The organism is Nitrospirota bacterium (assembly GCA_016207885.1).
Taxonomy (GTDB): Bacteria; Nitrospirota; Thermodesulfovibrionia; order UBA6902; family UBA6902; genus JACQZG01.
Genome location: JACQZE010000018.1, coordinates 1 through 18,443 on the forward strand (window position 1 = coordinate 1; position 18,443 = coordinate 18,443).

23 protein-coding genes and 1 tRNA gene are annotated in these 18,443 nt (G+C 43.2%); 18 read left to right on the forward strand and 6 right to left on the reverse strand.

What is annotated here, in order from left to right; genetic code table 11:
* Positions 1 to 162 precede the first annotated feature (162 nt).
* The 7 genes from HY807_09280 to recO all read left to right on the forward strand — a co-directional run bounded on the left by HY807_09280 (position 163) and on the right by recO (position 5,850).
* Positions 163 to 513, forward strand: coding sequence for a hypothetical protein (locus HY807_09280; protein MBI4826593.1), 351 nt, complete (start codon positions 163 to 165; stop codon positions 511 to 513).
* A gap of 118 nt (positions 514 to 631) precedes the next feature.
* On the forward strand, positions 632 to 1,411 hold the full coding sequence (locus tag HY807_09285; GenBank protein ID MBI4826594.1) for an HNH endonuclease: 780 nt from the start codon (positions 632 to 634) through the stop codon (positions 1,409 to 1,411).
* Between the two features lie 582 nt (positions 1,412 to 1,993).
* Positions 1,994 to 2,182 (forward strand): DUF433 domain-containing protein, encoded by a 189-nt coding sequence (locus tag HY807_09290; protein ID MBI4826595.1) that lies wholly within the window; start codon positions 1,994 to 1,996, stop codon positions 2,180 to 2,182.
* 243 nt (positions 2,183 to 2,425) lie between these two features.
* Positions 2,426 to 3,397: a D-glycero-beta-D-manno-heptose-7-phosphate kinase gene (gene rfaE1 / locus HY807_09295; GenBank protein ID MBI4826596.1), complete on the forward strand. Its 972-nt coding sequence runs from the start codon at positions 2,426 to 2,428 to the stop codon at positions 3,395 to 3,397.
* Positions 3,394 to 4,587, forward strand: a complete 1,194-nt coding sequence (locus HY807_09300; protein MBI4826597.1) for a pyridoxal phosphate-dependent aminotransferase — start codon at positions 3,394 to 3,396, stop codon at positions 4,585 to 4,587. Before rfaE1 ends, HY807_09300 begins: the two co-directional genes overlap by 4 nt.
* A 43-nt stretch (positions 4,588 to 4,630) precedes the next feature.
* Positions 4,631 to 5,086: a bifunctional nuclease family protein gene (locus HY807_09305; protein MBI4826598.1), complete on the forward strand. Its 456-nt coding sequence runs from the start codon at positions 4,631 to 4,633 to the stop codon at positions 5,084 to 5,086.
* Positions 5,087 to 5,109: 23 nt separating this feature from the next.
* Positions 5,110 to 5,850, forward strand: coding sequence for a DNA repair protein RecO (gene recO, locus HY807_09310; protein MBI4826599.1), 741 nt, complete (start codon positions 5,110 to 5,112; stop codon positions 5,848 to 5,850).
* An 11-nt stretch (positions 5,851 to 5,861) separates the two neighbouring features.
* Here recO and HY807_09315 read toward each other — a convergent pair whose 3' ends face one another.
* On the reverse strand, positions 5,862 to 6,224 hold the full coding sequence (locus tag HY807_09315; GenBank protein ID MBI4826600.1) for a rhodanese-like domain-containing protein: 363 nt from the start codon (positions 6,222 to 6,224) through the stop codon (positions 5,862 to 5,864).
* 131 nt (positions 6,225 to 6,355) lie between these two features.
* On the opposite strand from HY807_09315, the gene HY807_09320 reads away from it, so the two are divergent.
* Genes HY807_09320 through HY807_09330 form a run of 3 tightly spaced genes read left to right on the forward strand, consistent with a single transcriptional unit; the run spans position 6,356 to position 7,751 of the window.
* A complete protein-coding gene (locus tag HY807_09320) occupies positions 6,356 to 6,772 on the forward strand; it encodes a DUF3842 family protein (protein MBI4826601.1) in 417 nt (138 codons plus the stop codon).
* Positions 6,765 to 6,950 carry a CooT family nickel-binding protein gene (locus HY807_09325; GenBank protein ID MBI4826602.1) on the forward strand — a complete coding sequence of 62 codons (186 nt, stop codon included), beginning with the start codon at positions 6,765 to 6,767 and terminating at the stop codon, positions 6,948 to 6,950. The genes HY807_09320 and HY807_09325 overlap by 8 nt, the downstream gene beginning before the upstream one ends.
* A 15-nt stretch (positions 6,951 to 6,965) precedes the next feature.
* A complete protein-coding gene (locus HY807_09330; GenBank protein ID MBI4826603.1) occupies positions 6,966 to 7,751 on the forward strand; it encodes a lipoate--protein ligase family protein in 786 nt (261 codons plus the stop codon).
* Positions 7,752 to 7,769: 18 nt separating this feature from the next.
* On the opposite strand, the gene HY807_09335 is transcribed toward HY807_09330, so the two are convergent.
* A complete protein-coding gene (locus tag HY807_09335) occupies positions 7,770 to 8,696 on the reverse strand; it encodes a hypothetical protein (GenBank protein ID MBI4826604.1) in 927 nt (308 codons plus the stop codon).
* Between the two features lie 80 nt (positions 8,697 to 8,776).
* On the opposite strand from HY807_09335, the gene HY807_09340 reads away from it, so the two are divergent.
* Together HY807_09340 and HY807_09345 are read left to right on the forward strand one after the other, a co-directional pair.
* The gene (locus tag HY807_09340; GenBank protein ID MBI4826605.1) at positions 8,777 to 9,493 is read left to right on the forward strand and encodes a thioredoxin domain-containing protein; all 717 of its coding nucleotides are present in this window, start codon (positions 8,777 to 8,779) and stop codon (positions 9,491 to 9,493) included.
* 92 nt (positions 9,494 to 9,585) lie between these two features.
* Positions 9,586 to 10,095, forward strand: a complete 510-nt coding sequence (locus HY807_09345; protein MBI4826606.1) for a hypothetical protein — start codon at positions 9,586 to 9,588, stop codon at positions 10,093 to 10,095.
* A gap of 31 nt (positions 10,096 to 10,126) precedes the next feature.
* Here the strand turns inward: HY807_09345 and HY807_09350 are convergent, their stop codons facing one another.
* The 3 genes from HY807_09350 to HY807_09360 form a co-directional block, all read right to left on the reverse strand.
* Complete coding sequence (locus HY807_09350; protein MBI4826607.1) at positions 10,127 to 10,954, reverse strand: ParB/RepB/Spo0J family partition protein; 828 nt, start codon at positions 10,952 to 10,954, stop codon at positions 10,127 to 10,129.
* Positions 10,935 to 11,711, reverse strand: coding sequence for a ParA family protein (locus tag HY807_09355; protein MBI4826608.1), 777 nt, complete (start codon positions 11,709 to 11,711; stop codon positions 10,935 to 10,937). Before HY807_09355 ends, HY807_09350 begins: the two co-directional genes overlap by 20 nt.
* 112 nt (positions 11,712 to 11,823) lie before the next feature.
* Positions 11,824 to 12,933: a DUF4346 domain-containing protein gene (locus HY807_09360; protein ID MBI4826609.1), complete on the reverse strand. Its 1,110-nt coding sequence runs from the start codon at positions 12,931 to 12,933 to the stop codon at positions 11,824 to 11,826.
* 248 nt (positions 12,934 to 13,181) lie between these two features.
* On the opposite strand from HY807_09360, the gene HY807_09365 reads away from it, so the two are divergent.
* The 4 genes from HY807_09365 to HY807_09380 all read left to right on the forward strand — a co-directional run bounded on the left by HY807_09365 (position 13,182) and on the right by HY807_09380 (position 15,555).
* Positions 13,182 to 13,257: transfer RNA gene (locus HY807_09365), tRNA-Ile, on the forward strand.
* 80 nt (positions 13,258 to 13,337) lie between these two features.
* Positions 13,338 to 14,045 carry a hypothetical protein gene (locus HY807_09370; GenBank protein ID MBI4826610.1) on the forward strand — a complete coding sequence of 236 codons (708 nt, stop codon included), beginning with the start codon at positions 13,338 to 13,340 and terminating at the stop codon, positions 14,043 to 14,045.
* Positions 14,042 to 14,545, forward strand: coding sequence for a ribonuclease HI family protein (locus tag HY807_09375; protein ID MBI4826611.1), 504 nt, complete (start codon positions 14,042 to 14,044; stop codon positions 14,543 to 14,545). Before HY807_09370 ends, HY807_09375 begins: the two co-directional genes overlap by 4 nt.
* A gap of 98 nt (positions 14,546 to 14,643) precedes the next feature.
* The gene (locus HY807_09380; protein ID MBI4826612.1) at positions 14,644 to 15,555 is read left to right on the forward strand and encodes a LysR family transcriptional regulator; all 912 of its coding nucleotides are present in this window, start codon (positions 14,644 to 14,646) and stop codon (positions 15,553 to 15,555) included.
* Positions 15,556 to 15,568: 13 nt separating this feature from the next.
* Here HY807_09380 and HY807_09385 read toward each other — a convergent pair whose 3' ends face one another.
* Positions 15,569 to 16,249: an MgtC/SapB family protein gene (locus HY807_09385; GenBank protein ID MBI4826613.1), complete on the reverse strand. Its 681-nt coding sequence runs from the start codon at positions 16,247 to 16,249 to the stop codon at positions 15,569 to 15,571.
* 146 nt (positions 16,250 to 16,395) lie between these two features.
* On the opposite strand from HY807_09385, the gene HY807_09390 reads away from it, so the two are divergent.
* Positions 16,396 to 17,781, forward strand: coding sequence for a class II fumarate hydratase (locus tag HY807_09390; protein ID MBI4826614.1), 1,386 nt, complete (start codon positions 16,396 to 16,398; stop codon positions 17,779 to 17,781).
* Positions 17,782 to 17,954: 173 nt separating this feature from the next.
* Positions 17,955 to 18,365: a hypothetical protein gene (locus tag HY807_09395; protein MBI4826615.1), complete on the forward strand. Its 411-nt coding sequence runs from the start codon at positions 17,955 to 17,957 to the stop codon at positions 18,363 to 18,365.
* The last annotated feature ends 78 nt before the right edge of the window (positions 18,366 to 18,443 follow it).

Below are 18,443 nucleotides of genomic sequence, written 5' to 3' on the forward strand. Positions count from 1 at the left end.
CAAGTCTTACTGCTTCTTCCTTGAACTGCTTGTCGTATTTCCTGTTCCCTTTTCTCTCTCCCATCTCACACCTCCTAAGGTTCTAAGGTTTATATTTTACCTAACCTTTCGGTGTGTACGCTGTTTCGGGGGAACTTCAAAGACCGCTTTCCGCATGATTTTATGTTCCAGTTAACGAAAGATGAAAAAGATGAGGTAGTCGCAATTTGCGACCACCTTGAAAAACTCAAATATTCTCCAACCTTACCATATGCATTTACAGAACACGGCGCCATAATGCTGGCTAATGTATTAAACAGCCGAACTGCTATTGAGGCAAGTGTTCAGGTCGTTAGGTCTTTTGTCAGGCTAAGATTGGTTCTATCCCCTCACAAAGAACTCACAAAAAAGATAGATTACATGGAAAAGAAATATGATGCACAGTTCAGGGCAGTATTTGACGCCATACGCCAGCTAATAGCCACTCCGCCTAAAAATGCAAAAAAGATCATAGGATTCGGGAAAGAAGAATAATCCACACCATTTAGCCATAACCGCGTAAGCTTCCCTATTTTTCTGTTTCAACTTTTGTATGGCTTGAGTATAATAGGACACACCTATACTGAATACAATAAGCGGAACATGAATTAATATGCCGATTGTTAAATGGACACGAGAGCAGACAATAGTCGTATTTAACCTTTATTGCAAAATTCCATTTAATAGAGTTAGTTCTACTCATCCTGATATAGTTCGTTTTGCAAATATTATTGGAAGAAGTGCCAACTCAGTAAAAATGAAAATCGGCAACTTCGGGAGTTTTGATCCTGAATTAAAAAAGCGAGGAATTGTTGGGTTAGGAAATACAAGCAAGTTGGATGAAGATATCTGGAATGAGTTCAATAATAACTGGGAAAAACTTGCTTACGAAAGTGAACTGCTGATCGCAAAATTCAGTAAAAAGACAATTGAAGAAACTGCACACATTGAAGCAACCGAATTACCAAAGGGAAAAGAAAGAGAAGCAATCATTAAAGCAAGAGTAAATCAAAATTTCTTTAGAAGTTCAATTCTGTCATCTTATAATCAAAAATGTTGTATCACGGGATTAAGTATTTCTAATCTCTTGGTAGCAAGTCATATTATTCCTTGGTCAAAAGATGAAAAAAACAGATTAAACCCTCATAATGGTTTATGTTTGAATACAATTCACGATAAAGCATTTGATAAAGGGTTATTAACAGTTACTCCTGCATACAAAATTAAATTATCAAAATATCTTGATGATTTTAAAAAAGATGATGCCGTAAAGGATTTGTTTTTTAAATACAATAATCAATCTATCATTTTACCTGACAGATTTTTACCATCAAAAGAATTTTTAGATTATCATTACAAAGAAATATTTGAAAAAATAAATGAACAGCGTTGAACAAATTGAAGAGAGGTATCTACGTTCAAATAGAACAATAGAAACAGTTTTATTAACTGACTTAAGCAATAGTTCTCGTCAGAAGATTGTTTATGTTTACAACTATGAAGGCTATCATTACAGGATTTTTGATGACCTCGTTGAACTCACAAAGTTTTTAAATAATAATGAATTCAGAATTTTAAAAGAATACTCAAATGATTACCGGGTTAACAATTTTCTTGAAATCTATCAATTTAATACTTAACAGGCTGTAAATACAGCAGAGATACTAAGAATGCAAGGATAGTTGTGGAGTTAGCAAGAGAGTATATCGAAGAACTGGAAAACTAAAGGCATCAGAGCAGTTCTTCATACTTCCTCACCACAAACCATCCCCCTGCTTGTGAAGCGCAATAAATCGATATCGGAAAAGAAGTCCATAACATGAGAGAGCCGCAGAATATCTTTGTATCTTACTTTGACCTGAAAGACCCAAACGCGATTGACGAGATCATAAACACAGTGAAGGAGATAAAGAAATACCGGATGCTATAATTACTATATGGTAAAATAAAACAAAGCGAAAGGAGGCGCCACCCTATGACCTACACAGACAGGATAGTATCAGACCAGAAGATTTTGCTTGGCAAACCGGTAATAAAAGGCACGAGGATAACAGTCGAACTCATTTTGAAGAAGCTTTCAGAGGGCATGTCTACCGATGAAATACTTCAGGGATATCCGCATCTGAAAAAAGAAGACATCCTTGCGGTATCATTGATTCATTGATCAAAGTGCTTAACGAACATGGGGCTTCGCTTTATGGGAAATTCATTGTAATAACCGTTAACAAGATTCGCATTAGAGATGTCTGAAAAGCAGTCCTCACTCAAATCGCCCCTCGACCTCTCTAAAGACACCACTGTGAAGTACACTCCGAAGATAACACCTGCCATATGAAAATTTATCCAGTAGCTTTGCCTCCAAAAGTTGATAAATAGAGAGCCAACATGCTAAATTTTCATATTACTTATGAAAAACCTTTTTAGAAAATTCAAGAATACCGGCATACTTATCATCGGCGATCTGATGGTTGACCAGTATATATGGGGCACTGTCAAAAGGATCTCTCCTGAGGCGCCTGTGCCTGTTGTGGAGGTATCAAATGAGAACCTCACTCTGGGCGGCGCAGCGAATGTTGCCCGCAATATCACCTCTCTTGGAGGCAGGGTATTTATCGCAGGCGTTATAGGTGATGATGATACCGGAAAGATACTCACGCGCGAGTTAAACAAGAACGGCATCAACACTGACGGCATACTCGTCGATAAGGACAGGCCGACAACGGTAAAGACGAGGATCATTGCACATAACCAACAGGTAGTGCGTTTTGACAGAGAGTCCAAGTCAGGCATCAGCAGTGCATTGACATCATCCATACTCGGATATGTAAAAGAATGCCTGCCGCATATCAAGGGCGTCATCATCTCTGATTACTGCAAGGGAGTAATAACAAAACATCTTATCCAGGAAATTATCTCGATCACGAAATCGAAGGTCTTTATAGCGGCAGATCCAAAGGTAGGCCATTTTAATTATTACAAAGGTGTAAGCATCATCACGCCGAACCTCAATGAAGCATCCTTCGGATCAGGCGTGGATATAAAAGACGAAGAGACGCTGCTCGAAGCAGGCAATGCCCTTATGAAAAAACTTCAGAGCGATGCGGTGCTTATCACCAGGGGAGATCAGGGCATGACGCTCTTTGAAAAGAACGGCGATATTACACATATCCCGACATTTGCACGTGAGGTCTTTGATGTGACAGGAGCCGGAGACACGGTCATAGCAACGCTGACCCTCTGCCGCGCTGCAGGGCTAAAGCTGAAGGAATCAGCTATATATGCCAATCATGCCGCAGGCGCCGTGGTCGGCGAAGTGGGAACAACGGTTGCAACACCGGAAGATATACTAAAAAGTATTAAAACAGGAGAGAAAAGATGAAGCCTTCTAACAGAGCGCAAATGATCAAGCCTTCACCCACACTTGCCGTAGACGCCAAGGCAAAGGCGCTCAAGGCATCCGGTGTTGATATAGTCGGATTCGGCGCAGGGGAACCGGACTTTGATACGCCTCAAAACATTAAAGACGCCGCCATCAAGGCCATTAATAATGGCTTCACAAAATACACTCCGGTCGGAGGCATTGACGAACTTAAGGAAGCAATAATTGAAAAGTTCAGCAGAGACAACGGCCTGAGCTACAAGAAGGATGAGATAATAGTTTCATGCGGAGCCAAGCACAGCCTCTATAATATCGCTGAAGCATTATTTAATCCCGGCGATGAGATAATCATTCCCGCCCCTTACTGGGTCTCATATCCTGACCAGGCGATACTGAATGATGCCGTTCCTGTACACGTGATGACAGATGAGAAAAATTCCTTCATCGTAACCCCGGAAATGCTTGAAGCAAAACTTACCAAAAAGACAAAGGCGCTTATCCTCAACAGCCCTTCAAACCCTACCGGGCTGGCCTATGACAAAAAGAGCCTTGAAGCTATTGCAGAGATGGCTGTTAAACACGACTTTTATATCATATCCGACGAGATATATGAAAAGCTTACCTACGACGGGTATAAACATATAAGCATCGCATCGCTCGGAGATGAAATAAAGAAGAGGACTATTGTTGTTAACGGCCTCTCCAAGTCACACTCCATGACAGGCTGGCGCATAGGATTTGCAGCCGGAGATAAGGATGTTATAAAAGCGATGACAAATATACAGAGCCAGTCCACATCAAACCCGACCTCGATCGCGCAGAAGGCGGCTGTCGAAGCGCTTAACGGCCCTCAGGATTTCCTGCCGACGATGTTAGCTGAATTTGATAAGAGAAGAAAGTATATGATCGGGCGTTTTGAAAATATGAAAGGCGTGACATGCGCAAGGCCTCTCGGAGCATTTTACGCATTCCCGAATGTGTCATCTTACTATGGAAAGAAATTTAACGGCAACGCCATTAACTCTTCACTTGAACTCTCTGATTATTTACTTGAAAAATTTAATGTCGCTGTAGTGCCGGGCGTTGCCTTCGGCGATGACAGGTATATCAGGCTTTCATACGCCACATCAATGGCAAATATCGAAAAAGGGCTTGACAGGATAGAGAACGCACTCAAGCAGCTTGAATAAGTGATGAATCAGAAATCTCAGAAGTTATATGCGGGAAACTAAAGTGACCAAGCAGATGAAGATAGAGGGCCTGCTCTTTGATCCCAGGAGCAATATGTATATATTGATCCTCAAGGAGATAGACGGTCATGATACTCTTCCGATATGGATAGGCAAATCCGAAGCCGACTCCATCGCCCTCTCCCTCGGAAATATCTCCACCCCCAGGCCGCTTACACATGACCTCATAAAAAATGTTATCTCAGGCCTTCAGATGAAGATCACAAAGGTGGTGATCTCTGACATAGTTGATAACACCTATTACGCAGGAATATATATAGACAAAGGCGGAGGTAATCTGATCCGTATAGATTCAAGGCCGAGTGATGCGATCGCCGTAGCCACAAGAACAAACGCACCTATTTTCGTAGATGAAAGCGTTATCGAATTCAAGAGCAGCGACGAGCTTGAAGACTGGCTGAAGAACCTGAAGCCTGAAGACTTCGGGAATATAATGTGACCATCCGATACTAACTAATTAATGTGCTGACAAAAACCGAAGGAATCGTTCTTAAGACACAGAAATACGGTGAAGCCGACCTGATAGTAACCTTTCTCACCCCTTCCAAAGGCATCATAAGCACATTTGCCAAAAGCCCAAGAAAGACAAAGAGCAGGTTCGGGAGCAGCCTTGAGCCTTTAACTTATTCCAGGATATCCCTATGGGGCAAAGAGCAGTCTATGCTCAAAGTCACACAATCTGATATCATCGACTCATTCCACAGCCTCAGGGAAAACTATCAGGACTTTGTGAATATCTCTAAACTGGCTGAGATACTTATCTCGCTTACACCGTCTGATATACCAAGCAGAAAGGCATTCCCTTTTTTTCTTGATGCCCTGAAGTTTCTGAAGTCTCCGAGTGAAAAGCCTAAAGATATGTTTCATCTGATCATTCAGATACGGCTGCTTGTTATGGCAGGCTATGCTCCAAAGCTCAATAGCTGTGGAAGATGCGGCGAGAAGGGGCAGGTATTCTTCCCGCACGCAGGCTCTGTCCTATGTAATAAATGCTCTCCGAACCTGACAAAAGAGCCGCCCATCAGGATAAGCGGCAAGACATCAATATTCTACACTCACTGTATCGAGTGGCCTGTAAATACCCTTGGCAGACTGAAACCGCAGCAGGAAGTGCTTTCAGAACTTTCAGAACTTATAGACAGGCATATAACCTATCTTTTGAGCAAGCGGCTTATGACTTCCAAGTTTCTTGAAAGCGCTTAAACAGAAAGTTCTCAGCTTATCATCCTCTTTGCCCTTTTGAAAGAACCGAGGTTGTAAACATTGTTGTAGCCCATACTTTTAAGCAACCTCTTGCCCGCAAAGGAACGGCTGCCGCTGCGGCAATGAAGCAGTACAACCTTCCCCTTATCAGCCACCGTCTTGCCTATCCTGTCCTTAAGCTCAGGCAAAGGGATGAGGACTGTACCATCGAGATGAGATGTCTCATATTCCTTCTCGCTCCTCACATCAATAATAACAGCGCCCTCATCTATCATCTTCCGCGCCTTTTCCACGTTCAGGTCATTAATGATGAGAGGTTTTATTACAAAGTAGGCTATGAGTATAATTATTAGAACGGTGATTTCCATCGGCATTTTAAAATCTCCTTAGAGTTATCAGGATAACCCGTAATCTTTCGTATTATTATATCAGGTTAATAATCCCTTGACGATAGTCAGCTCATAAATTGACTGCCTCGCTACATTTCACTTATACTTTTCAGATGCTGAAGATCGCTGTTATAGACGGACAGGGCGGGGGGATAGGAAGCCTTATCGTAAAGAGGCTGAGGGCTGAATTCAAGGATTCAATCGATATCACTGTTCTTGGCACCAACTCTGCCGCAACGACCGGCATGATGAAGGCAGGCGCTGACAGGGGCGCAAGCGGCGAGAATGCTATCCTGTGGAACGCTGACAGGGTGGATGTGATCACCGGCCCGATAAGCATCATGCTCCCTAACGCCATGTTAGGAGAGCTTACCCCTTTGATGGCTGAGGCTATTTCATCCAGCGAAGCGAAGAAGATATTGATACCGCTAAACCAGGAGCAGGTAGATATAGTAGGCTTTGTAAAGGAACCCCTGCCCCATCTTGTTGATAAATTAATCGAAAAAATAAAGGAGATGGATAACGATGTGTGAAGCAAACGCTTATATCGATCAGGACGGCAAGGAAGAGCTCTATCTTGAGAATGTAGACATCATCAGGCTCGAAGAGGGCAAGGTCTACATGAAGAACCTCTTTGGAGAACAGAAGTTCTTCGAGGGAAAGATCGAAGAGATATCCTTGATAAAGCACAAGATAATACTGAAGAAGTAGCCCTCAGAGTTTACAATGAACTTCACCCGAATTATCATCCAGGAGGCGAATAACGCCTTCTATAACATGGCGCTTGACGAGGCTATATGCGAGGCTGTGAGAAAGGATCTCTCTCCCCCTACCCTGCGTATCTATAAATGGGAAAGGCCGACACTGAGCCTCGGTTACTTCCAGAAGTTGTCTGATATTGACATCGAATATTGCAGAAGTAAAAATTATCCAATCGTAAGAAGGCTGACCGGCGGCAGGGCGATCCTGCATGAATCTGAACTGACCTACAGCTTCTCCGCCAAGAAAGGCTCTCTCCTCTTTAACGGTGAATTGCATAATGACTACACAGTTATCAGCACTGCGCTGGTCGAAGGATTGAAGCTCTGCGGTATTGATGCTGAGATATCCTTCACAAGAAAGAGAGCAACTGACCAGAGGAGCCCTGCCTGCTTCAAAGTCGTATCATATGGCGAAGTAACTGTAGACAATAAAAAGGTCATCGGCAGCGCGCAGAAACGTTACAAGGATGGATTCCTTCAGCACGGCTCCCTGCTTCTTGATTTCAATGAAGGAGAACTTCAGAAGGTGCTCAAGCGCAGCAGCAAGGATGACTTCAGCGGTATCGGCTCAATAAATGAATATGCAGATAAAACATCTTACACAAACCTTGTCAGAGGAATGAAAAAGGCATTTGAAAGAGTTCTTGATGCAAAGATGATAACAGACGGCCCCACAGATTATGAGTTGAAAGCTGGAAAGGAGCTTGAGTCAAAGAAATATTCAAGCGCTGAATGGAATGCCATGCGGTAAACTGCAGTACCCGATTTATCAAATATCATAATTGATCTGTGAAACCTCGTGCGTTACAGCCTTAATATAAAAAGCGGTCAACGAACTCCACATAACTACAACCAAATAGCTCTGAATAATTGTATTTAATACCGCCGCAGAAATAGTCGTCAACAATTTCATGTGAAAGAGCATGCTCATCGGAGCTGCAAATAATAATAAGATCACGTTTGCCCCGATGAACCCGGCAATAAGAATAATAAAAAAGAAGAATGCAGAAGGCTTGTTGATTAAGAATGCAAAAGTCTTTTTAGCCGCACTCATCACCCCACCGGTCTCCACCACCGCGACAACCATAGAGTAAACTATAAATATCATGGAAGCGACGGAGGAGATCAAGCCGAAAACTATAACAAAAAGAACAAAAAACGAGGCCATGAAGTCTTTAATAAAGAACCCATGGCCTGAGATGGAATCTCTAATGTCCATGCCTATAAAGCTCAGGATGAAGAAGATCGCAAAAATAATAAAAAAGATTGTCGTAGTAAGGCATATCATCCATATCAGAGGGAATATATGTTCTCCGGCCTCTTTGAAGAATGATGAAAAGCTGAACCTGTAACCCTTAACAATGGCCGAGTTTTTCAGCACCCCGAGTGTGCCGCTCAGCACATAGATATGCAGTAATGAAATAAAGGTCAGGCATATGATAAAAGAGATGAATATAATTAATAAGAATCCGAGATATCTCGAGAGTATCTCAACAGGGTCTTTTAGAAAAGTATGGAAAAGGCTGCCTGCATGGGCCATATCCATGCCGATCCTTGAGGCTGCGATAAAAGCAGGAATCCCTACCATAATAAGAAAAATAGCGACATTGATAAAAACAAGGGCTATCCTGATATATATCAGCTGAGGATTCCTGCGCGCAAGCCTGAAGCCTTCATTGATTGATTCCGTAAACATATTAAATAATTATACAGTAGTGGTATAATTTTAACTGTCTGATTTAGTTAAAATTATCGATCTATTAACGGAGGAAAATCATGAAAAGATGGAAAGGTTTTGTCGTATCTGCACTGCTCCTGATCCCGCTATTATCCACCATCGGCTGTGCTGATAAAGAGAGGATCAAGAAGATTGAAGATGACCAGGCAAGCATACTTACCAGATTGGCGGCTGTTGAAGAGACCCAGAAGAAGATATTGAACGTGCTGCAGCCCCAAAGACAGCAGGTCGATTACAACAAGGTGTACAACCTGCCTGTCGGAGCTTCACCTGTAAAAGGTGATAAAGTCGGAGCTGTGACCATTGTGGAGTTCTCAGACTTTGAGTGCCCGTATTGCGCGAAACTCCAGCCTACCATAAAAGAGGTTTTAGCTGCTTATCCAAAAGGTGTCAACCTTGTCTTTAAGAATTTCCCGCTCTCATTCCACAAGCAGTCAAGACACGCGGTCAATGCTGCCCTCGCGGCAGGCGAACAGGGAAAGTTCTGGGAAATGCACGACCTGCTCTTTGAGAACTACAATAAGATGACCAATGACAGTTTTCAAGGATTTGCAGCTAAACTCGGGCTGGATGAAAAGAAGTTCATGGCTGACTTCAGCAGCAATAAATATGACCAGCTTATACAGCAGGATATAGACCTCGCAGGAACCGCTGAGGTAAACGGCACTCCGACACTCTTTATTAACGGCAAGAGGATGCAGGGCAGGTCTATTGATGACTTTAAGGCAGCGATCGACGGGATACTTAAAAAGTAGTTTTTGTCATTCCCGTGCAAGCGGGAATCCAGATTCAATAAGTGAGGGAGCAGGTTTAGAACCTGCTCCCTCATAATTACTGGAGGATAGGAATGATTAAAGCAGACAGAAATTCGTCAGAGAGTTTTATAGGAAAATTATTTCCTAAGAATTTTTTAAAAACAGATAAGGCTGCCTTAGAGTATTTTACTATTAAACTATTTCTTGTTGCTTCCTGTGGACCTGTCTTGCTGTTACTCATTATGTTTGGTCTTGGATGGATTCATGAACTCTCCGGTGGAGGGGAATGGGGTTTAGGAACATTATTTGGTTTCATTGTTTTGCCGATTACAATTATTGCAGTTGCAGTTGCTTTTATATTTGCAATAATTTTAAGTCTGATCATAAGAAAACCAGCCCTTATAATATTAACTCTTCAGGCGTTGGGTATATTCATCGCTGCTGCTGATATGGGTTCATATATGTCTTCAATATTTGATATGACCTCTATACTTCCTTACCTTCAGTATCTTGTTTTTGCACTAAGCAGTATCTTTGTATTCATGCAGTATTTAAGAAAAAACAAGGAAAGGTCTATAGATTCCACATCAAGTGTGGAATGACAAACTCGACTTACGGAAGGGGTAGATCTAACTACGTCAGTATCTCAAGCAGCCTGTCGAGTTCTTCAAGAGAATAATACTCTATCTCGATCCTGCCGCCTTTTTTGCTTTTGTGGATAAGGCGCACCTTTGTCCCGAGGCTCTGTATGAGCTTCTCCTCAAGCGAGGCTATCTGCGGGTCTCTTGACGCCTTCGGCTTCGGGCGTGAGTTCGAGGTCTTTTTCCCTAACGCCTCCGCCTCTCTTACGCTGAGGCCGTTCTTGATTATCTTTCTGGCTGCTGCTGTCTGCGCCAGAGGGTCATCTATCTGAAGCAGTGCCTTTGCATGGCCTATGCTTAATGAGCCTTCAGCGATCCATCTCTTTACCTCTGAAGGAAGTTTGAGGATCCTGAGATAGTTTGTAACAGTAGCCCTGTCTTTGCCGACCTTCTTTGAGAGTTCGTCATGGGTCAGGCTGAAGTCTTTGATGAGCCTCTGAAACGCCTCGGCAGTCTCAAGAGGATTCAAATCCTCCCTCTGAATGTTCTCAATAAGGGCGAGCTCAAGCGCTTCGGCGGGAGCGGCTTCTTTTACAATGGCGGGTATCTTATCAAGGCCGGCTTTTTTGGAAGCGCGCCATCTTCTTTCACCTGCTATAAGCTCATAAGCCCTGTCAGATATGCGCCTTACGATAACCGGCTGAATAACCCCTTTTTCCCTGATCGAAGCAACAAGGTCATCAAGCGCCCTGTCGTCAAAGAACCTTCTGGGCTGGTATTCGTTAGGAGTTATGATGTTAATATCAAGCTCAAGTATCCCGCTGTCCTTCTTCTGTGCAGGGATCAGGGATGAGAGCCCTTTACCCAGTGCCGGTTTCATCGCGAACAATCTCCTTTATAAGTTCCAGGTAGCTTTGAGCTCCCTTGGAGTTAATATCATACAATATTGCGGGTTTCCCGTGGCTTGGCGCCTCAGCAAGGGTTATGTTCCTCGGGATCCTGGTATTATACACCTTGTCCCCGAAGTGCTTTCTCAATTCATCCGCTACTTGATGGGCGAGGGAGTTTCTTCCATCGAACATAGTAAGAAGTATGCCCTCGATCTCCAGATCAGGGTTAAAGGTGCTCTTTATAAGATTAAAGGTCTTGTATAAAGCCCCTATGCCTTCCAGCGCGAAGTATTCACACTGCATAGGGATCAAGAGGCTGTCAGCGGCAACAAGCGCGTTAAGCGTTAACAGGCTGAGTGATGGCGGGCAGTCGATCAGTATGAAATCGTAATCGCCCCTGGCAATAGCGATGGCATCTTTAAGGATAACCTCTCTGCCCTCTTTTGCCGAAAGCTCCAGTTCAGCGCCTATGAGGTCGATATTCGACGGGATGATCTTGAGCCTTTCAATCTGGGAATGGCAGATAACTTCTGAGATGCTTCTTGATCCCGTGTAAATATCATATAGGCTGCCGCTAAGGTTATCCCTGTCTATCCCGAAGCCGCTTGTTGAATTGCCCTGCGGGTCGGCATCTATGAGAAGGACCTTCTTGCCGGCCGTCTCAGCCATTGACGCAGCTATATTAATGGCTGTTGTTGTCTTTCCGACGCCGCCCTTCTGATTGGATACCGCAATTACCTTTGACATAGTTTCACATGTAAAAGTTGAAAGTTTAGAATGAAAAATTAAGGATTAAGAATGACAGAAGGTATTGCTTAAATAATTTATGCCTTTTGCCTGATGCCTTTAGTCCTCTGTATTACGCTCCATCCTGTACAAATTTAGTGTTGTTTTTTATGGAAAGTTCTGCCCTTGCAAGCTCTTTCCCGAGATAAGCGGCATGGCTGAGCTCAGATACCCACTTGTTATCTATTATTGTGAAGTAAAGCTCACGGCTGTTTTTGCCTTCGATGACCCTCAGCAGTTTATTCTCATAGTTGTAATGTTCAACCAGTATGACCTTATTCTTCCTGAAAGGCATTATTACGAAGTACCCGGCCTTGTCCAGTTTTACCGACTTTGGATTTTTAGCCTTGACCCTTGCGGCTGCGGGCCTCTTTTCAGTTTCTGTTTTAGAAATCGATTTGACCGGAATCAATGCAGGCTTTGGAGGTTCAGGGTGACATACGCCGCCGCATCCGCAGCTTGAAATCACTGTGCTAATCGGATTTGACACGGCTGATAACGGCTCTGATTTTTTTGCAAGATCGTTTATTCTTTTTATCAGGGTTTTTATATTTGTGCACCCCTGCTGGTCATCTATCTCTATCTGGCTGCGGAATGCCCTTACATCAGAATGATTAAGGTTCTTAAGCACAGGCCGCCTTCCGGGAGAATCGATAACGCGCATATTCTTGTCAACTCCGTTTTTCCATAAGGCCATGATGGTTACGCCGCTTTTGTGTCCAGGTGCCTCTTCACCTGCAAGTATGAGATAACGGATCGCCGGGTTTGTAATAATATTCTTTACCAGCTTATCTATGCCTATATTTTCAGTCTCTGTTTTGCCGATTATGCACAGCCCTTCCGGCTTGACCTTTACTATCTTCTCCTCAAGTTTAAGGTTTGCAAGCGTAGTGACTGCCACCGGAGCTGACCTGTCAAGGACTGTATATTCACCATCCACAGTAGGCCAATCATCGCCAACTTCAAACTCACAGCTTAAGAGCGTGGATGATGCAAGGCGGGGGAACTCTTTTGTCAGCAATGTCATAGCCTCAGCCGGAATGCAAAATTTACATCCGAAGCAGGAGTATTTAAGAGGCTTGAGATCCTTGTATATGAGCTTCACATCCTTGAGCAATTCTTTTGCTTCTTTGTCTTTCAGTGTGGGAAGGGATAACTTGAGCCCTTCCAAAGTGCCGCGCATACATCCGCACTGAGCACATTTGCATGTGCTTATTCCCCTATGGAGCTCTGAAGTGACTTTCTCAAAAACAGATTTCATAATTGAATTATTATGACCAATAACATATAAAACTTCAATGTGGCAGTCATTATCGCTTCATCATAGTTAAGTGATGTGTAATAATATTACAAGAGTGTTATCATGACAGGCAAGGTTTACTTTTTCATTGCGTTTATAATAGAATGTCATAGTTAACTTTTCGGTAATCAGGGCCTATAGCTCAGTTGGTAGAGCCACCGGCTCATAACCGGTTGGTCCCAGGTTCGAGTCCTGGTGGGCCCACCATAAAATCACTATGTTAATTAATATATTGATGTTCAGACCTGATTCCCTTTGTTTTTCCACTTTGCTTTTCGGAGGCAGCATTGAATGAACAATTAGAGCTTCTCAAGAAACTTCAGGATGTTGACTCCGCCATTATCTCCTTAGCTGATGAAATAGATCAGCTTTCAAAGAAAATAGGAAATGACAGTTTACTGCTTAAACAGGCCCAGGCCTCCTATAACGTTTCTAAAGCCAAATGTGATGAGACAGTAAAAAAGAGAAAAGACAAGGAACGTGAGCTTCAGGAGATCCACGATACGATTAACAAGTCCAAGGCAAAGAGCGGCGCGCTCAAGACCAACAAAGAATATGAGGCCCATCTGAAGGAAATAGAATCCTTTCAGAAAAAAACAGAGCGGATCGAGGAAGAGATCCTTACTATCATGGTCAGTGCGGATGCTTTAACAAAAGAGTTGAAGGAAGAAGAGTCGAAGTTAGCAAAGGCAAAAGAAGAGTGTAAAAAAGATGAGCAGCTTATTGAGAATGAAAAGAAGAAACTCCTTTCAGACATGGAAGAATACAAGTCAAAGCGGACCGAGTTCACAAGCAAGATAGATCCGGATAATTATGAGATATACATGAACCTTTTAAAGAAGCTTGGCGGAACGGCAGTGGCTGAAACGGAAAATGAGATCTGCCTTGGGTGCAATACAAATATTCCCCCGCAGCTCTTTAATGAAGTAAAGGCAAATCATAAGATCATTAACTGCTATTATTGTCATAGATTCCTTTATCATAAGAATAAATGACCCCGCTTTTTCGCACAGGCAAGTCGTCTGATGATGCCTATCAAAATAACCAGTCCGATAACAGGCAGGCAGTTCATTCCTCAGAATATTCAGGAGCTGAAATATACTGTGACGGCGCCTGCAGCGGCAACCCCGGGAAATCAGGGATAGGAGTTGTGATACTTTTACATGGAAGCAAAGAGAAGGAACTCAGGATCTCAGAATATATAGGGGAAGCAACCAATAATATTGCAGAGTATACCTCACTGATCAGGGGACTGACAGAAGCAGCTTCGTCAGGCACAAAAAAGGCCCGGGTCTTTATGGACTCCGAGCTGGTGGTAAAGCAGATAAAGGGTGAGTATAAGGTGAAGAACGAGAACCTGAAGCTGTTATGGGTCAGGGCTATGAAACTTATAGATGAATTTGATAAGTTCGAGATCTCTCACGTCAGGAGGGAACTGAACGGAGAGGCTGACTCGCTCGCAAGAAGCGCTGTTGAAGGGAGCAAAAAACGGTAGCTTTTATTACTGTTTTTTTTGCATATCCTGATAATTGACACTAATAGTTTTATTGTCTATACTAATTTGTCGCTATAATTCGATACTGAATATAAACTATGGATGATCACAAATTAAGAGTCTTCTGCACTGTTGCAGAAACAAAAAGTTTTTCAAGGGCATCCGAGATAATCCGCCTGACCCAGCCTGCAGTCAGCCTTCAAATACAGGCGCTGGAGGATATGTACGGCACAAAGCTCTTCAATCGCTCCGGATGCATAATAACCCTTACCAACGCAGGAGAGATCCTGTATAAATACGCGACAGAGATAAACGCCCTGTATGCTGATGCTGAGAAGGAGATCGGGGCGCTTACCGGCCAGGTCAAGGGAGTTTTAAGTGTCGGGGCAAGTTCCACAATCGGAAACTATATCCTGCCGTCGGTTATTTCCGAGTTCAAGAAAAAATACCCTAAGGTCGGAATCCATATACATATAAGCAACACACGGAATGTAATTGAATATCTGAACACAGGCAATGTCGATATAGCCCTGGTCGAGGGCGAGATAAAGAAACAGAAACTAATTGTCGAGAAGCTTATACCGGACGAAATGGTACTGATAATGTCTCCACTTCATCCATGGGCCAAGAGGCTGAGCATAAGCATAATGGAGCTTTCAAAAGAACCCATGATATTCAGGGAAGAGGGTTCAGGCACAAGGCAGGTTATCGAGAAGCACCTTGCAACACACGGCATAACCCAGCAGAATCTGAAGATATCCCTTGTAATGGGAAGCACGGCATCTATCAAAAACGCTGTTGAAGAAGGGCTTGGGGTTTCAATAATCTCGAAGTGGGCCGTGAAGAAAGAGGTTAAGTTCGGCGTGATCAAGACCTGCGGTTTTAAGGATGAAGCATTCAAGAGAGATTTTAACCTTGTTTATAAAAAGTCCAAGGAGCCTTCACACACGCTGCAGAGCTTCCTTAAGTTCCTTAAGAAATATCCTTTTGACCGGCTGCTGAATTCATAATATCCGGCGGCGACTATCCTCTTATCCTGACCGTATTTATAAACCCCATAGAATTAAGCTGTTGAAATATCTTCTTTGTATCTTCCTTCCGCTTTGTTAAGATATGAAATGTGAATATATAACCTCTTGTCGTGCCCTGTTTTTCATAATCAACAGAGTGCACATGAAATCCGCTATCCTTGAGCACGGAGCTGATCTTTTCTTCAGCGTCATTAATATCCACCCCGGCTGTGGAGACAGTTATCGTCCTGAACATCACTGTATTTATCTTTCTTTCTACAGCTCTTAAGACCACAAGTGCAACAATTGTAATTGCGGTAGTCATTAACCCTTCGATATAAAGGCCCGCACCAATGGCAAGCCCTATCGCGGATACGATCCAGATCGATGCGGCAGTTGTAAGCCCCCTTATAGCAAAACCATCCTTTATTATTACTCCCGAGCCGAGAAAACCAATGCCCATAAGCGCGCCGGCTGCAATCCTTGCGGGGTCTATCCTGAGGTTCGGATCGAGGTCTTTCAGATGAAAGAAGTAGTTTTCTGAGACTATCATTATGAGAACAGCCGCGACACATACGATAAGCTGTGTCCTGAACCCGGCAGCCCTGCCGTGCATCTCCCTCTCAAAACCTATAATGCCTCCGACAAATGCTCCGAGCAAAAGGCGTAAAGCTATTTCGTAAGTTGATATCATGGTTAAGACATTATAGTTTTAGTCTTCCCGCACTGTCAAATAAAGAAAGATAACAGAAGCCCACGACTCGATCACAATGATAAGAAAATAATCATAAATGGAAGTTCTGATATGGTAAACTACTAAAAATCAAACAAAGCGAGGGCATTAGATTGAGAATCGAACATGACACACTTGGAGAAGTTAAGCTGCCTGATAAAGCATACTACGGAGCTCAGACGCAGAGAGCGGTTGAGAACTTTCCCATAAGCGGGCTCAGGCTTCCGCGGCGATTCATAAGGGCGCAGGGAATAGTGAAGCTTGCGGCAGCAAGGACAAACGGCTCATTCGGGCTTCTGAAAAAGAATCAGCTAAGCGCCATAGAGAAGGCCGCGCTTGAGGTCATTGAAGGCATGCATGATTCTCATTTTGTTGTTGATACCTATCAGGCAGGTGCAGGCACCTCACAGAACATGAACGCCAATGAGGTCATCTGCAACAGGGCTGTCGAGATACTTAAAGGCAAAAGGGGCGACCACAGCAAGATACATCCGAATGACCATGTAAATATGGCGCAGTCAACCAATGACACCATACCTACATCAATGTATATTTCATCGTATGAGGCTCTGAAGCAAGGCCTCATACCTGCGCTTAAATCTTTAAAGCTGGTACTCTCAAAGAAGTCGAAAGAATTCGACAGGATCGTAAAGGCAGGCAGGACGCATATGCAGGATGCGGTGCCTATCAGGCTCGGACAGGAGTTCAGCGGCTATGCTGAAGCAGTTGCCAATGACATAAAGAGGATAGAGAACGCCTCAATGTCTCTTTTGTATATTCCGATCGGGGGCAATGCCGTAGGCACAGGGATAAATGCCCATCCCAAATTCCGGCAGACTGTAGTAAGAGAGATAAATAAAATAACCGGAATAAAGTTCAAGAACCCTGCTAACAACTTTGAAGGGATACAGAATGTCAACGCAGCCCTTGAGGTTAGCGCTTCGCTGAGAGGGATAGCAGTTACTCTTACAAAGTTAGCCAATGATATCCGCCTCCTCAGCTCCGGGCCAAGGACGGGCTTTGCTGAGATCACATTGCCTGCTGTTCAGCCCGGCTCATCCATAATGCCGGGCAAGGTGAACCCTGTCATGGCGGAGATGCTTAATATGATCTGCTATCAGGTCATGGGCAATGACACCACAATAGCATTTGCCATGCAGGCAGGACAGCTTGAGCTTAATGTGATGAAGCCGCTCATAGCGTATAACCTGCTTACTTCAATAGAGATACTGACAAACGGCGTGAACGCTTTTAATGATAAGTGCTTAAAGGGCATCAAGGCTGATGCAAAGAGGTGCAGGGAACTCGCTGAGGCAACGCTTGCTATAGCAACAGCGCTGAATCCTGTCATAGGCTACGAAGCAGCAGCAGCAGTTTCCAAAGAGGCTTACAACACAGGCAAGACCGTGAAGCAGGTTGTTATTGAAAAAGGAATCCTGAACAAAAAAGATGCAAACCGTCTTCTTGATCCGATGAAGCTTACGGGGAAGTAAGTAATACTATGACAATGACAAACGAAGAACCTTTGTTTGTTCTTAAATACAGATGGTGGAGGGTTCTCTGGAGACTCTTTTTTCCATGGATATTTATTCTTTATGTGTCATTCAGGGTCGTATTTCACTTATCTCCCAACTATATCGGATTCAAATTCTGGGCTTGTGAACTAGTGGCAATTATAGCTTTAATTGGTGGTGGTTGGGCAGTTATAGATATGCTGTGTTGCAAAGAAATTCTTTTATACAAAAACTGTATTGTCAAACGCTGGCATATTTTTGGAGAAAGAAAGGTTGATTTTAACACCGCAATGCTTGATGGGGTATCCTCAAGACATTTTCCATACCCTGTTAGCATAAAGAAATTTCGTAAGACGGATACGTATTTTTTATTAGGACTCATAAAAGGTTGTTTTTATAATGAGCTCTTGGCGAATGCTAAAGATGTCAAGGAGATGAATCGTTTATTAGCTAAAGTAACCGGTAGAGAGGTTGCCGAGTTTGAAAAAGGTTCTATAAACAATGAACTACCTCGCAGCAGAGCTGAACGAGGTATCAAAAACTTACTGCTCAAACAAGACTAACTGCTTATTATTATAAATTCTCTCATACTCTTTTGGATTTCGCCCTTGATTCTTCACATAGTTCATTATTGTCTCTTC